This window comes from Nostoc sp., assembly GCF_036917975.1.
GTDB lineage: Bacteria > Cyanobacteriota > Cyanobacteriia > Cyanobacteriales > Nostocaceae > Nostoc.
Genome location: NZ_JBALEJ010000012.1, coordinates 65,187 through 79,916 on the forward strand (window position 1 = coordinate 65,187; position 14,730 = coordinate 79,916).

The 14,730-nt window shown below is 43.5% G+C and carries 12 protein-coding genes and 1 tRNA gene; 6 read left to right on the plus strand and 7 right to left on the minus strand.

Annotated features, from left to right (window positions below):
* Positions 1-354 precede the first annotated feature (354 nt).
* Positions 355-567 (minus strand): hypothetical protein, encoded by a 213-nt coding sequence (locus tag V7K76_RS03775; protein ID WP_334774435.1) that lies wholly within the window; start codon positions 565-567, stop codon positions 355-357.
* Positions 568-691: 124 nt separating this feature from the next.
* On the opposite strand from V7K76_RS03775, the gene V7K76_RS03780 reads away from it, so the two are divergent.
* Positions 692-1,309, plus strand: coding sequence for an FMN-dependent NADH-azoreductase (locus tag V7K76_RS03780; RefSeq protein WP_334774436.1), 618 nt, complete (start codon positions 692-694; stop codon positions 1,307-1,309).
* Positions 1,310-1,390: 81 nt separating this feature from the next.
* Here V7K76_RS03780 and pdxH read toward each other — a convergent pair whose 3' ends face one another.
* Positions 1,391-2,035 carry a pyridoxamine 5'-phosphate oxidase gene (pdxH, locus tag V7K76_RS03785; protein WP_334774437.1) on the minus strand — a complete coding sequence of 215 codons (645 nt, stop codon included), beginning with the start codon at positions 2,033-2,035 and terminating at the stop codon, positions 1,391-1,393.
* A gap of 145 nt (positions 2,036-2,180) precedes the next feature.
* Between pdxH and V7K76_RS03790 the strand changes: the two genes are divergently transcribed.
* Positions 2,181-3,266 carry an AI-2E family transporter gene (locus V7K76_RS03790; protein ID WP_334774438.1) on the plus strand — a complete coding sequence of 362 codons (1,086 nt, stop codon included), beginning with the start codon at positions 2,181-2,183 and terminating at the stop codon, positions 3,264-3,266.
* Here the strand turns inward: V7K76_RS03790 and V7K76_RS03795 are convergent.
* Both V7K76_RS03795 and V7K76_RS03800 read right to left on the minus strand, forming a co-directional pair.
* Entirely contained in the window at positions 3,263-3,559 is a 297-nt protein-coding gene (locus V7K76_RS03795; protein WP_335029671.1) for a hypothetical protein, read from the minus strand. The genes V7K76_RS03790 and V7K76_RS03795 overlap by 4 nt on opposite strands.
* Positions 3,560-3,580: 21 nt before the next feature.
* Entirely contained in the window at positions 3,581-5,869 is a 2,289-nt protein-coding gene (locus tag V7K76_RS03800) for a hybrid sensor histidine kinase/response regulator (protein ID WP_334774440.1), read from the minus strand.
* 390 nt (positions 5,870-6,259) lie between these two features.
* Here V7K76_RS03800 and V7K76_RS03805 point away from each other — a divergent pair, with 390 nt between their 5' ends.
* Positions 6,260-7,450 (plus strand): transporter substrate-binding domain-containing protein, encoded by a 1,191-nt coding sequence (locus tag V7K76_RS03805; RefSeq protein ID WP_335029687.1) that lies wholly within the window; start codon positions 6,260-6,262, stop codon positions 7,448-7,450.
* Between the two features lie 305 nt (positions 7,451-7,755).
* Here V7K76_RS03805 and mazG read toward each other — a convergent pair whose 3' ends face one another.
* The gene (gene mazG, locus V7K76_RS03810) at positions 7,756-8,580 is read right to left on the minus strand and encodes a nucleoside triphosphate pyrophosphohydrolase (RefSeq protein WP_335029672.1); all 825 of its coding nucleotides are present in this window, start codon (positions 8,578-8,580) and stop codon (positions 7,756-7,758) included.
* A gap of 51 nt (positions 8,581-8,631) precedes the next feature.
* Entirely contained in the window at positions 8,632-9,219 is a 588-nt protein-coding gene (locus V7K76_RS03815; RefSeq protein ID WP_334774442.1) for a metal-binding protein, read from the minus strand.
* A gap of 143 nt (positions 9,220-9,362) precedes the next feature.
* Here V7K76_RS03815 and V7K76_RS03820 point away from each other — a divergent pair.
* Both V7K76_RS03820 and V7K76_RS03825 read left to right on the plus strand, forming a co-directional pair.
* A tRNA-Val gene (locus V7K76_RS03820) sits at positions 9,363-9,435 on the plus strand.
* Positions 9,436-10,104: 669 nt separating this feature from the next.
* Positions 10,105-11,346, plus strand: coding sequence for a serine/threonine-protein kinase (locus V7K76_RS03825; RefSeq protein WP_335029688.1), 1,242 nt, complete (start codon positions 10,105-10,107; stop codon positions 11,344-11,346).
* 218 nt (positions 11,347-11,564) lie between these two features.
* Here the strand turns inward: V7K76_RS03825 and V7K76_RS03830 are convergent, their stop codons facing one another.
* Positions 11,565-12,473 carry a Tll0287-like domain-containing protein gene (locus tag V7K76_RS03830; protein ID WP_334774443.1) on the minus strand — a complete coding sequence of 303 codons (909 nt, stop codon included), beginning with the start codon at positions 12,471-12,473 and terminating at the stop codon, positions 11,565-11,567.
* A 293-nt stretch (positions 12,474-12,766) separates the two neighbouring features.
* Here V7K76_RS03830 and V7K76_RS03835 point away from each other — a divergent pair, with 293 nt between their 5' ends.
* Positions 12,767-14,665: a serine/threonine-protein kinase gene (locus V7K76_RS03835; protein ID WP_334774444.1), complete on the plus strand. Its 1,899-nt coding sequence runs from the start codon at positions 12,767-12,769 to the stop codon at positions 14,663-14,665.
* Positions 14,666-14,730 lie beyond the last annotated feature (65 nt).

The window sequence follows — 14,730 nt, forward strand, 5'->3', positions numbered from 1 at the left end:
GCAACTAAATTTATTTAGGGAAGCTAGAGACAGGATGAAGTTTTGCATCTTATTTAATCCACGTTCCTAACTACTTTACTTTAGTAACTAATACAGCACGGCGTAAATAGATATACCATTCTAAATCCCTGAAAACCTTACGCTGTATTCATTTTGAATTTTGAATTTTGTTAGCGAGTCTGCGTTCGCTTTTAGCGTCTCGTAGAGAGCGTCATTTTGAATTCCGCCCTGCGGTACTAGTTACTTTTAGTATCTGATGTAATGCTTTGAAATTTAGACTCAAAAACAGTCATCCAACAGGGAGTAGGGAATGGGGAAGACGGCATTGGTCGTAGCTCTGAACCCAGACCAATGCTATCGTCTTGAAAGATGTAGCTCTGTACCGAATGGCACTAAGAAAAGCCTAAAGGCTTGTGTAGTCTTGTTCCCAGCCTGGAGGCTGGGAATGTATTTAAAAGAGGCTCTGCCTCTTGTCAAGCTACTGGAGGCGGAGCCTCCCAGAATGGGTTCCCAGCCTAGAGGCTGGGAACCAGTCAGAGCAAGGGCTGTATCTTTTCTTAGCGCCATTCTCTGTACCCACGATGAGAGTTGGAGAAGCGTCTTTTTCCCCTACTCCCTACTCCCTACTCCCTACTCCCGCCCCAACGGGGCTTGGTCAAAGCAGAAATCCTAGCTAATCAGGAGATATTTGGTGGTAAACATTCTACATATTGATTCCAGCCCCCGTGCTGAACGATCGCACTCCAGAGAACTATCTAAGGAATTTGTCAGTGCTTGGAAAGCCGCGCATCCTGAAGATGCGATCGCCTACCGAGATTTAGGGCATCACCCAGTTCCTCACGTTGATGAAGCTTGGATTGCAGCGTCGTTCTCACCACCAGAAACCCATACCCCAGAATTAACAGAGGCTATCAGGATTTCTGACGAGTTAGTAGATGAGTTTTTGGCAGCCGATCGCTACGTCTTTGGAGTGCCAATGTATAACTTCAATATACCTTCCACCTTCAAGGCTTACATCGACCAAATTGTTCGCATTAACCGGACTGTTTCTTTAGATGCTCAAGGTTTTAAAGGGTTAGTCCAGGGTAAAAAGGCAGTTATCATCACAGCACGCGGCGGTGACTTTAGTCCGACATCTCCTGCTGTTCCCTATGACTTCCAAGAACCCTACCTGCGGACGATTTTTGGTTTTATTGGGATTACAGACATTCAATTTATTAACGCTAATAGTCTAAACGAAGGTGATGCCCGTACCAAATCTCTATCAGAAGCACGGGCAGCAATTCAAGATGCGATCGCCCATTGGTAAGAAAAAGAGTAGGGGGAGATGAGGGAGATGAGGGAGATGAGGAAGAAAATTTATCTTGTCCTCCTCATCCCCCTCATCCCCTCACGGTGACAACCGCTCAATTTTCCAAGTGCCATTATCTAAACGGCTATAAAGCAAGCGGTCGTGCAGACGGCTAGGGCGTCCTTGCCAAAACTCGATTTCTGTGGGGATCACTCGTAAGCCTCCCCAATGAGGCGGTCGAGGAATCTCCTGATTTTCATATTTGCTGTAGAATTCTTGCAAGCGTCGCTCCAAGATTTCTCGGCTTGCTATCACTTCACTTTGATTAGATACCCACGCACCCAGGCGACTCTTGGCAGGGCGACTTTCAAAATACTGGTTAGACTCAATTTCGGAAACTTTCTCCACATACCCCGAAATTCTGACTTGACGTTCTAGTTCTGCCCACCAAAAGACTAAAGCCGCCTGGGGATTTTCTGCTAGTTGTTGTCCTTTGTGACTGTTGTAGTTGGTAAAGAAGGCGAAGCCGCGTTCATCAAAATCCTTAAGTAACACCATCCTGGCTGAAGGCTTACCATCTGGTGTAACAGTGGCAATGGTCATAGCATTGGGTTCGGGGAGTTCTGCTGCTAGTGCCTGATCGAACCATTTTTTAAATTGGATAAAAGGATTGAGGTCTACTTCGAGTTCGCTTAAACCTTCTAAGGTGTAGTCTTTGCGAAGGTCAGCTACAGTTTTGTCCATTTTGATTTGTTTCCTTGCTATCAGATACGCTTATACATATCTTTGTTAAAAATATCTATAAATATCTATGATGATTAGATAATAATCAGTGCCATCAAGAATTTTACAAGTTCTCTCAAGGAATACCTAAAATAGGTTTCATAAGATGCGCCGTTCAGCCTCCCTTCAACGCCTGTTAATTTATGGTCTGAGTGGCCCGATTATCGCTCTCAATGTCTGGCTGCTGTCCTTGCTTTTTCGTTATTTCCAACATCCCATTACCGTCTTGAGTATTGCGGCAATTCTGGCTTTTCTCCTAAATTACCCAGTTAAGTTCTTTGAACGCGCTCGGATTACTCGCACTCAGGCGGTGATCATCGTTTTACTTGCAACTTTAACTCTCCTTGGGATTCTAGGCGTTACCTTAGTGCCGTTGATCATTGACCAAACCATCCAACTGTTAAATAATATTCCTGATTGGTTAAGGTCTAGTCAAGCAAACTTAGAGCAATTTGAGTTGATCGCAAAGCAACGACGTTTGCCAATTGATCTTAAGATTGTGAGTAGTCAAATCAATGCCAATATTCAGAATTTGGTGCAACAGCTAGCTTCTGGTGCAGTGGGATTTGCTGGAACACTGCTCTCAGGATTACTTGACATAGTGTTAGTCATTGTGCTTGCATTTTATATGCTTTTATATGGCGATCGCGTCTGGTATGGTCTAGTCAATCTTTTGCCCTCTAATATTGCAGATCCCCTAACCGCATCCTTGCGCCTAAATTTCCAGAACTTCTTTCTCAGCCAGTTGTTGCTAGGACTATTCATGGTGCTAACCCTGACGCCAATTTTCTTAGTGATGAAGGTACCTTTTGCTCTGTTATTTGCCATATTAATCGGTATTTCAGAACTTATTCCCTTCATTGGGGCGTCTTTAGGTATTGGTCTGGTGACGATTTTAGTACTGTTGCAAAATTGGTGGTTGGCAGTTCAAGTTGCGATCGCCGCGATTTTGATGCAGCAGCTTAAAGATAACCTCTTAGCTCCCAGGTTACTCGGAAACTTTATCGGGCTAAATCCTATCTGGATTTTTGTGGCTATTTTGATGGGATTTGAGATTGCTGGGTTGTTGGGGACGCTGGTTGCTGTTCCCATTGCTGGAACCATTAAAGGTACTTTTGATGCGATCAAGAGCGGCAAGCCGAGTGGTTTTGTCTCAACTTTCACTATTGCCAACGATCCACCGCCTGATTAAGTCGTAAGGGCACACCAATGAGCTAGGTCATTTGTTGATTCGGCGATCGCATTTGTTGATTCGGCGTTCGCATTTGTTGATTCGGCGTTCGCATTTGTTATTTCGGCGATCACATTTGTTATTTCGGCGATCGCATTTGTGATTTCGGCGTTCGCATTTGTGATTTCGGCGATCGCATTTGTTGATTCGGCGTTCGCATTTGTTGATTCGGCGTTCGCATTTGTTGATTCGGTGATCGCATTTGTGATTTCGGCGATCGCATTTGTTGATTCGGCGTTCGCATTTGCTACCAAAAGCTTAATTGGGCATTAAACTTATTTACTACCTTTGGCAAGATTCGCTACCACTTTCACCAACTCTTCTGGCTCGATTGGCTTGGATAGATGAACTTGAAATCCAGCTTGCAGAGCTAGCCTGCGTTCTTCATCTCTCGCAAATGCCGTTAGTGCTACAGCTGGAATCTTCTCCTCTTGCTCTGCTTCCTGCGCCCGCACTTTGCGAATCAGAGAATAACCATCCTCATCTGGCATTCCGATATCACTGACTAGAATATCCGGTTGTAATCGTCCTAGTGCTTCCAAGGCTTCACCTACTGAACTAACCGCCGTTACCCTAGCTCCAGACTCTTCAAGAATGAAGGCAATTAACTCACGTGTATCGGCATTGTCATCTACAAGGAGTATTTGCAAACCATCGAGCAATGAGAGGTTATCGATTTTTACTTCACTCTCTTTGATTAACTGCTTGACTTGCGGTTCTAATAAAGGTAACAGCACTGTAAATGTTGCTCCCTGTCCTTCCCCTTCGCTAACTGCGTAGACTGTACCTGAGTGCATTTCTACTAAGTGGTGGACAATAGCTAGCCCCAACCCCAAACCATTGTCTACTCTAGTAATTGTGCTATCAGCTTGACGGAAACGCTCAAAGATATAAGGTAGAAAGTCAGCACTAATTCCCTTACCTGTGTCAGAGACAGTTATCTGAACATTTGAGTTTATCTGTTCTAGACATACTTCAACTCGTCCCCTGCTAGGTGTGAACTTGACGGCATTAGAGAGCAAATTCCAGACGACTTGTTGGAGGCGTTCTGCATCACCCATAACTTGACCAACACAGGAGTCAAGATTAGACTCAACTTGAATATCCTTAATTTCAGAGGTGGGATGTATAGCTGCAATAGCCGCCTGAATTATCGGTACAAAATCAACCTTACGGATATTTAGGTGGATTTGACCTTGTACAATCCGTGAAATATCTAGAATATCTTCAATCAGTTTCCTTTGAAGTTTGGCATTCCGCTCAATTGTCTCTAACGCATTAGAAGTAGTTCTTTCGTCCAATTTTCGATTACGTATTAACTGAACCCAACCCAGCATAGAATTGAGAGGTGTACGAAGTTCGTGGGAAACGATCGCTAAAAATTCTTCCTTAATCCGGTTAGCTTCTTGGGCTTGCTGATAAAGCTGTGAATTTTCAATGGCAAACGCTGCCCGTTGAGCAAGTTCTTCAGCCATTTCTAAGTCAGCAATAGTGTAATGTCGTCCTGGTTGTGCAGATGCAAATAGAATTGTCCCCAGCTTGCGTTTATGCACCAAGAGTGGTACCACCATCTGAGACTTAACTTGAAGTTGGCGTAGCAGATTTAGGTGTTCCTCGTTCGAGGCCTTTTTCTGTAATGAAGACTCAAGAATATTTATAAGTAGTTCTGGCTTACCAGTGCGTAAAACCTTCGGTGGGCCATAATCAGCATCAACAGGAATTGAATAGTTTTGTTGCAGTTCCCGGATCAGTGCTTCCTTCGTGGGTTCAGATGCAGCGATGATTGGGTTACTGAAAACTGCCAAATTATTTTCGACGACATTTACAATACACCAATCGGCGAGGGTAGGCAATGCTAATTGGGCGATGCTGGTTAGGGTAGTACGGTAATCCAAAGAAGATACCAATATACGACTTGCTTCAGCCAAAAAATTAGAGCGCCTCTCTGCCGCTTGGGCTGCAATTCGGGCAGCTTGTTCATTAGCAAATAACTGCTGGCGCTGCGACTCTAAACGCCTGCGTTGGCTAATGTCGCGCATTAGCCAGCGTAGGGCAACTGCCTTACCTAACTCGTTACGGACGGTAACTACTGTCAACGCAACATCAAAACAGATTTTTTCCCGTGGTTGTATGCACATTTCCCATTCCCCACCTCTGTCAAGCTGCTGCAACTGAGTTAGGTAATTAAAAAAAGCTTGATGATCTGACTTGGCAACAAAAGTCAGCAGTGGTTTGCCAATCAAAAATCGCTGTAAAACATTGAGGTGTATGGTAGCAGCCCGGTTAGCTTCCAGGATAGTGCCAAATGTATCAGTTACCAAGTAACCATCAGGCGCAAAATCAAATAATTCTTGGTAGCGCTGACGCTCCTTCTCTACTACCATTCGTGTTGCTTGTAGTTCTTCTGAGGCGATTTTCAGTTCTTCTAAACTGATTTGAAGTTCTTCAAAAGCTTCTGCTGTTAGCTCTTGTTGTGAATAGGGCTGACTTGCAATACCTTGCAATAATCCCGTCACTCGTGAGCGCAATGTCTCTACTTGTTGACTAAATTCGTCTACATCCATGTTGCTCACTTTGCAAAGACTAAAAAGCGCAGGCCAGAGAAAACATCAGGCGAGTATAATCCCAAATGTACGCTAAAAGCTGATCTTAAAACTATTGCTCAAAAGATAGAGGTTTATTTCAATAGGGAACAGGGAGCAGGGGAGGCAGGGGAGCAGGGGAAGAGGAGTGTGGGGAGTGTGGGGAGTGTGGGGGGGAAAACTTCTTCCCCATCCTCCCACACCTCCCACACCCCTTGGATTTCTCACAAGTGAGAAATCCAGGTTTCCCAGTACCCAGTCCCCAGTCCCCAATCCCCCTAAATCTGAAAAAATTGGGCGATCGCGAACCTGATATTTGATATAGGGTGGGCATGATAAATGAACATTGCACATAACCCTAAGAAAATTCTGATGATAAATGCGATCGCTAGTCAATTTCACCAACTTATGGCTGGGAGAAACAGCCTGATTGGCAGATATGACCGTAAAAACAAAACCAAGGGTTTCTTAGGACTGTATACCTGCATAGGATTAGTAAGCACAATTCTGGCATTGTTGTTAATGGCGTCTCCAGGACAAACCCAAAAACCACAACCACAACAATCATTATTAGTTGCTACACGAGTTATACCGCCTTTTGTGATATCAAACAAAGGTGAGCTATCAGGATTCAGTATCGATCTCTGGCACAGCATCGCTAATCAAATAGGTGTAGAGTCGAAATTTATTGAATATTCCTCTGTCCCAGAACTGCTTTCTGCTATTAAAGACAAAAAAGCTAATTTGGGGATTGCAGCCATCTCGATTACAGCCGAACGTGAGCAGAGTTTTGATTTCTCATTACCTATTTTTGCTGGGGGACTGCAAATTATGGTAAGAAACCCAGAGAACAACAACAGAGCCTTTCCAAATATTTTGCAATTGTTTTTTTCTGCTAGCCTTTTGCAGGTAATAGGCATTGCCCTAGTGCTAATTGTCGTAGCAGCCCATATTATTTGGTTATCTGAGCGCCACCACAAAGATGGGATGATTTCTCAATCATACTTTCCGGGAATTTTTAAAGCCTGTTGGTGGGCAGCTGCCACATTAGCAACCCAAGCTGATGAAATGCCCAAAGGAGTAATAGGACGCCTAATAGCTGTAATCTGGATGTTTATTGGAGTACTTTTTGTCGCCTACTTTACAGCCAGCGCTACCACATCATTGACACTACAACAGCTTCAGGGCGATATCAGGAGTGTAGACGATTTACCCGGCAAGGTAGTGGCAACAACTGCGGGTAGCACAGCAGCCACATACCTGCGAGAACATCATATTTCAATTTTAGAAGTTCCTAAGATAGAGCAAGCTTACGATGCTCTGCAAACAAAAAAGGCTGATGCCGTGGTGTTTGATGCGCCTGTACTCCTCTTCTATACTGCCAATGAAGGTAAGGGTAAGGTACAACTTGTTGGCAGTATCTTGCGTGAAGAAAGCTACGGCATCATTCTGCCTAACAATAGTCCCTACCGCAAATTAATTAATCAAGCCCTGCTGAATCTCAAAGAAAATGGTACTTATCAATCGCTATATGATAAATGGTTCGATGCTAAAAAATCTTGAAGAAGCGACTGGGGACTGGGGACTGGGGACTGGGTATTGGGGACTGGGGATTGGGGATTGGGGACTGGGGAGAAATTTAAACAAGTTTCTTCCTTATCTCTTCTCAATCCCTAGCCTAAGTAAGTCGGCGTAAATAATTATTGTTGGGATAAAAGGGGGCAGGGGGCAGGGAGCAGGGGGAGAGAGGGTTTAAGCCTTATTTATTTTTCTTTACACAGTTTGGTTTTATTGTGCCGACTTACTTAGTACCAAATCCCTAGTACCAAATCCCCAGTACCCAGTACCCAGTACCCAGTCCCCAATCCCTACTCCCCACTCCCTTCTTGAGCAAGTTGAGCTTTTGCCTGCTGCCACAAGTTTTCTAACTCATTCAAACTGTAATCAGAAAGGGGACGGTCAACAATCGCCTCCATTTTTTCTAATCGCTGGACAAAGCGCTGATTTGTGCCTTTTAAAGCCGTGCTGGGGTCAAGATTATGCCAACGGGCTAGCTGAATAACTGCAAATAGTAAATCACCTAATTCTGCTTCTTGTCGCGCTGGTGTTTCCTCAGCCACAGCCTGTTGAAACTCTCCCAATTCCTCATGAAACTTATCCCACACGCCCTGAATATTTTCCCATTCAAACCCGATCGCAGCAGCTTTTTGAGAAATCTTCATCGCCGCCGTCAGTGGGGGAAGAGTACGCCCATAACGAGCGAGTTTAGCACTAAATTTTTGGGCGTCTGGAGATGCTTCACCCTTTTCCGCAGCTTTGATTTGTTCCCAATTTTGCCGTACCTCATCCACACTGGCAACCGACACATCACCAAATACATGAGGATGACGGCGAATCAACTTTTGGGAAATTCCCTGAGTGATTTCCTTAAGAGAAAATTGCCCCGATTCACTAGCGATTTGGGCTTGTAATACCACCTGTAATAATAAATCGCCTAACTCTTCTGCGATCGCCCCTTTATCCCCACTCTTAATTGCATCCACCACCTCATAAGCTTCCTCAATCACATAAGGAGTCAACGTTTCGGCAGTTTGCGCCAAATCCCAAGGACAACCACCATCAGGCGATCGCAACTTCGCCACCACCTCAATCAACTCCTGCAACGCCGCCAAACTCTCTTCTTGCTTTTCCATACCTCTGCGTACCTCTGCGCTTCCCTTAGCGTTCCTTTGCGTTTAAAAAAATTATTTCTTCACTCTCGCCCGCCGACTACCACCCCTCACTTTCCGCCTCTTAATTTTGCCACTAGGAAGCAACCCCCGAACACCCTGTTTTCTTACCCGCTTATAAGCCGATCCCCCCCAATCGCTGAGAGAATGACTCATCGCACCGAGTTCCAACCCTAAAAAGAGGGCGATATATTCAGTATCGTATTGCAGGAGCGATCGCCCCACAGTTACACCCAAATCTTGCCAAGTAAAACTCAGATTCCACAACCTTTGAGCGATCGCCAAAACGAAAATTGCCAAAATAGCAAGTAAACAGCCGAGATAAAGTATCCGCAAAATCGTGCCAATAATCGGCCCGTGGGATAAAAAAGAACGATGCCGGAGACTTTTTTGATAAGGTAGCCAAATCCAGCGCAAGAAACCCCAGCGTTGGAATTGCACAGAGTAAATATCCAAATCGGGGCCAAACATCAGCCCACCAAAGAGAAACCCGCCTGCAACCAACAAAGTCGCACTGCTACTGCGAGTTTGCCAAAAAGTAACGCCCGCCACCAATGGCAGAGCATACATAGTAATGCGATCGTGCGTTCGACCAGAGGGCATCCTAAATCCTGTTAGCGATAGCGGGGCGTTGAGCCAGTGCTGAGTAATTGAATACTGAGTCAGTATAAGAGAAAAAAAGATTTTCTTGAAACTACTAGCGCAATACGAAATGTTTTGCTATATTAATTAAGGATTAGTCAAACGGGCGGTTAGCTCAGTTGGTAGAGCGCCTGCCTTACAAGCAGGATGTCATCAGTTCGAGTCTGGTACTGCCCATAGTTAAAAAGCCGCCATTTGGCGGCTTTTTGCATATCTGAATAAAACTGCTTTGTGATTTAGGATTGATATTATTGTCTGGAAACACCCTATATCACCCGCAATCACAGAGTAATTTTAGATCAAATTTAGTGCAGTGAAATCGACAATCGAGATCGTAAATGAGCGGTTAAAGCAAGCCTTGATTGGAGTGAGAGTGCATCAGAGGGGGGATAAGCTCTCTCTACGGGCAACGCTTCCACCCAAACCAGGAAGCAATAAGACTAAGCCGCATCAGCAGCATATTGCACTGGGTATATATGCCAATCCCGCCGCAATACTGCGTAGGTTTTGGAATTTCTTGGTTGAGGCAAGCAGGGGAAGCAGGGGGAGAAATGGGGGCAGGGGAAGAGTTTTGCCTCCCCATTCGCAGATATGACCGCAGACACTGATGATGTCGCGGCGGCTAAAATATCTAAGTATGAGTAGTATGATTGAGCTACCCAAGTAAAAACTGTTTGTTTGATAACACAAGACCATCAGAAGATTGTAGAAAAGTGTATTTCCTTGTCTAGACAGTAGTGCTAACCTCAATTTTAAGGATGTTATCAGCCTTTATCTGCTAGAGTTTCTGACTTTCAGCAAACTAGATAATTTATCAATAATAAAATCGCTAGGAGTGCGATGATGATGTCACAGTCTCATATCACAAGGCCAGAAATAGCTGCTGGAACTCTAATCGATAACCGCTATATCATCCAAAAACTTCTAGGACAGGGAGGACTGGGACGAACTTATTTGGCCTTTGATACTCGTCGTTTTAATGAAGCTTGTGTTCTCAAAGAATTTGCACCCATTGGCACAGGGGAAAGTGGACTGGAACAATATCGCAACTTATTTAAAAGAGAAGCAAAAATTCTTCATCAATTGCAACATCCTCAAATTCCCAAGTTTTTGGCTTGCTTTGAAGGAGATAATCGGCTATTCCTAGTACAAGAATATGTCGATGGTAAAACATATTCTAGACTACTAGGAGAACTTCAACGTCAAGGGAGAAACTTTTCTGAAGACGAAGTTATACAGTGGCTAAAGAATCTGCTGCCTGTTTTGGAATATGTCCACCAACATAACATTATCCATCGAGATATTTCTCCTGACAACATCATGTTACCTGATGGCAATAATTTGCCAGTGCTGATTGACTTTGGTGTAGGTAAACAAATTACTGATATAAACGAGGGAAGAAATTCTAACCAGCAGGTAACATTTGTTGGCAAAATGTCCCTCGTCGGGAAAGTGGGATATGCTCCCCGCGAACAGATTAGCTTGGGTTTATGTTCACCCTCTAGTGACCTTTATGCTTTGGGTGTAACTGCTATTGTACTACTCACAGGTAGAGATCCATCTTTACTAATGGATCAATACTCCTTAGAGTGGAACTGGCGTTATTATACCTATGTTACTGATGAATTCGCTCAAGTACTTGATTGCATGTTGGCAGATAGACCTAACAAGCGATACCAAACAGCCAGGGAAATTATCATAGATTTACAGCGTATTGAAGAACTAGAAGTAGCAGCATCTCCTGCAATCATGGTTGATGATTTGCCTCCCACGGTATTTAACCCTGAATTTCAGGCGATGTCGGACATATCGCAATCATATAACCAAACTGAAGAAACAATTTTTAGTTCACCGACTAATCCACAAACTGGGCGAATCGAACAACAACAACCTTCACTCCAACCAGCATTTGTTAAACACTGTCAGCAACAGCTAGCTTATCACATTGGCCCAATGGCAAATCTGATTATAGAAGAAATATTAGCTCAAAATCCTGATATTTCACCTGACCAATTTATTGAACTCTTAGCTAGGGAAATTCCTAGCTTTCAAGCAGCTTTTGAATTCAAAAAAAGCTTGTTCTCATAGAGACTTATACACCACAGATTTAGGAATAATTTTTCATCTTTTAACTAATTATCTGGGTTTAAGTCAAACAATTTTGAATTTTGTTAGCGCAGCGTAAAGCCTTCTCTACGAGACGCTACGCGAACGGCATGGCTTCTCTTCGAGAGTCTGCGTACCCTTACAGGGAAGCAAGCTACGCTTTTAGCGTCTCGTAGAGAGCGTCATTTTGAATTTTGAATTTAATCCCCTGTACCTCCTTGGGTGCGTTTGATTCTTTTCATTGCCATTTCTAAACTTAACTGCATCCGTTTAAAGGCTTTAGCTAAATTACCAATTTCGTCATTAGACATCTGCTCAAATTCAACTTCCATATGTCCCGTACTGACTTCCTCAGCTATGCGAGTCATACGTTTGAGAGGCATCACAACTTGTCGATTCAAGAACAAGTTGACTAACAGGATAGTCACGATAAATATAGCTGATACAATCAAAATAATTAGTAAAGAAGAGTGATTCGCTTTACTGATGACATTATTCGCTGGTACTGATATAATCTGAGCGCCGACAATCTCATGAAGCTTCCACCCAAATCCATTAGCTGCGCCATAAAGAGTAATCATACTTTGAGGTGCAGCTTGGGCCACACTATGACACTTCAGACAGCTTTCTTCAGAAACATCTAAGGGACGAGCAATATAAAAGATATCCCCACCAGGAATTGAGCGAAATCCACTTACTTCTTTAAGGTCTGATTTATTTCTAAACCTTTCTACAATTTCTGTTTCAAAACCATCAGCCTTATCCCGAAGATTTGTCGGATTGAGAGTTGCTTCTTTGTAAAAGAAATCACGGTATTCTGTTGTTTTTCGTAAAATTTCAAATACCTCCCGTGCTGAGTATCCAGGTACGGTTTGCGGCAGAAATTCAGTAGCCAATTTATCAACTAGCTCTGGATTCACTTGAGTGCTGGTGTATTTACGAACAGAACTCATTGTTTGGATGAGCATAAGACCAGTTGAGCTAATATCTTGTTTAGCATTTTCTCTAAGTAGAGAGGAAAGAGCAAATCCAGTCAAGCTCAGACCGAATGTCAGAATTACCAGTAGCAGAATTGTAAATTTTTGTTTCAGATTTAGATTCTTTAGCATAATTTTAGATTATCGACAAGTCAAATTATTATGAACAAATATGGCTAAAGTCATCGTTTACTCTAGCATGAGCAATCAACTAAAAATTTTAGTGTAAAGACATAGTTGAGCTAAAACTATGAGAATATATCCAACTTTATACTATTAGTAATTATTGAGGTTAATGAAAATGTTCTCTAAGTAACTAAGTTGTAAAAATCTACAACAGCAATTCAAATGGAATTCCCAAAAATTTCGGTGGGCTGTTCTGATGCCGTGCCAAAATAAATACCAGCAATTGTCAAATATTACTAATGGTGTGGAATGCAGGAAAGTCTTTATTCGGGGGACGCTACATTATCGAAAGCCAACTAGGTGAAGGCGGAATTGGCATCACTTATCTTGCCAGAAATCAACGGAATCAACAGCGAGTGATTAAAACCCTCAAAGAAGAAATCCTGAATCATCCCGCCTGGATACTCCACCGAAACAAGTTACGGCAAGACTTTCGTGATGAAGCAGTTAGGCTGGCTGTGTGCCACCATCCTCATATAGTACAGATAGAAACCATCTTTGATGAGGGGAATTTGCCCTGTATGGTGATGGATTATATCGAAGGCGAAGACTTGGGACAGCGTTTGAAGCGAATAGGGCTGCTATCAGAAGCAGAAGCACTGCTGTATATCCGACAAATTGGCAGCGCTTTGACCCTAATCCATTCTAAAGGACTGCTGCATCGGGATCTCAAACCACGCAATATCATGATCCGCATTGATAAACCAGAAGCAGTGCTGATAGACTTTGGCATTGCTAGAGAATTTATTCCTAATGTAATTCAAAGGCATACTGTATATCGCACTCCTGGGTTTGCCCCTCCTGAACAGTATGAAGCAGAAGCGCCACGAGGAGAATACATTGATATCTATGCCCTAGCCGCTACTTTGTATAATTTGCTTACCGCAGTTGTACCAACAAGTGCAGATGATAGGCGTCACAATATTAATTTAGAACCACCACAATATTTTAATCCCAACATCAGCAACAGGGTAAATCAGGCTATTATGTGCGGCATGGATTTGGAGTCAACCTACCGTCCCCAATCTGTGCAGGAATGGTTGGATTTATTGGGCCCTGATGCTGGGGAAGATATAACAGAAATAACTTCTACTTTAATTGTCACACCTAGACAGCAACTACCTCCACCTGTTGTATTAGATCGACAGAACTGGCAATGTGTGCAGACCCTTAAAGGTCATTCTAGTATGGTTCATGCGATCGCCATTAGCCCAGATGGGCAATTTATTGCTAGTGGCAGTAATGACAAGACTATCAAACTTTGGCAAATAGGTACTGGCAAGCTAGTGCGTCAAATGGGTCGTTGGTCTTCTAGTCATTCCAGTATGGTTCATTCCGTCGCCTTTAGCCCAATTTCTGCAAACTTTTCTTATCAAGGAGATTCCGGCAAATCTGCGGGAGTTACAAACTTGAATCGGGGAATCTTAGCTAGCGGTAGTTGGGATAACACCATCAAATTATGGGATGTCAACACAGGCAAAGAAATTCGTACTCTCACTGGTCATGCCAACTGGGTGAATTCTGTTGCCTTTAGTCCAGATGGCAAGTTTCTGGCTAGTGGCAGTGCTGACTGCACAATCAAACTGTGGCAAGTGGGTACTGGCATAGAAATCCAAACTCTCACAGGTCATTCCGACGCAGTTTCATCAGTCGCTTACTGTCCGAAAACCCCTGCAACCAATAGCCAGGATAAACAGCTAGTGGCTAGTGGCAGTAATGATTACACAATTAAACTGTGGCAAGGATACACCCCCAGAAATATCTATACACTCACAGGTCATTCCTTCTTTGTCAACTGTATCGCCTTTAGCAAGGACGGGGAAATTATCGCTAGTGGCAGTGCTGACAACACGATTAAACTGTGGCATGTAAATACAGGCAGAGAAATTCGTACTCTCATTGGTCATGCTGATTCCGTTTGGTCAGTCGCCTTTAGCCAGGATGGACAATTTCTCGCAAGTGGCAGTTGGGACAACACTATCAAACTGTGGCACGTACACAGTGGCAGAGAAATCAGTACACTTACAGGGCATTCCAACTATGTTAGATGCGTCGCCTTCAGTCCCGATGGACAAACCCTAGTTAGCGGTGGTGATGACGACACTATCAAGATTTGGCGACCATCTGTGAGAGGTTAAGGTAAGAGTGTTCCAAACAATAAATGATCCAAAACCTGTCATTGCGAATGAAGCAAAGCGGAATG

Bases quoted from the DNA above. Each gene is read 5' to 3' on its own strand.
- V7K76_RS03775 (WP_334774435.1), bottom strand. From the start codon at position 567: ATGGCGCTAAGAAAAGATACAGCCCTTGCTCTGACTGGTTCCCAGCCT.
- pdxH (WP_334774437.1), bottom strand. From the start codon at position 2,035: ATGGACAAAACTGTAGCTGACCTTCGCAAAGACTACACCTTAGAAGGT.
- V7K76_RS03790 (WP_334774438.1), top strand. From the start codon at position 2,181: ATGCGCCGTTCAGCCTCCCTTCAACGCCTGTTAATTTATGGTCTGAGT.
- V7K76_RS03800 (WP_334774440.1), bottom strand. From the start codon at position 5,869: ATGGATGTAGACGAATTTAGTCAACAAGTAGAGACATTGCGCTCACGA.
- V7K76_RS03805 (WP_335029687.1), top strand. From the start codon at position 6,260: ATGATAAATGCGATCGCTAGTCAATTTCACCAACTTATGGCTGGGAGA.
- mazG (WP_335029672.1), bottom strand. From the start codon at position 8,580: ATGGAAAAGCAAGAAGAGAGTTTGGCGGCGTTGCAGGAGTTGATTGAG.
- V7K76_RS03815 (WP_334774442.1), bottom strand. From the start codon at position 9,219: ATGCCCTCTGGTCGAACGCACGATCGCATTACTATGTATGCTCTGCCA.
- V7K76_RS03825 (WP_335029688.1), top strand. From the start codon at position 10,105: ATGTCACAGTCTCATATCACAAGGCCAGAAATAGCTGCTGGAACTCTA.
- V7K76_RS03830 (WP_334774443.1), bottom strand. From the start codon at position 12,473: ATGCTAAAGAATCTAAATCTGAAACAAAAATTTACAATTCTGCTACTG.
- V7K76_RS03835 (WP_334774444.1), top strand. From the start codon at position 12,767: ATGGTGTGGAATGCAGGAAAGTCTTTATTCGGGGGACGCTACATTATC.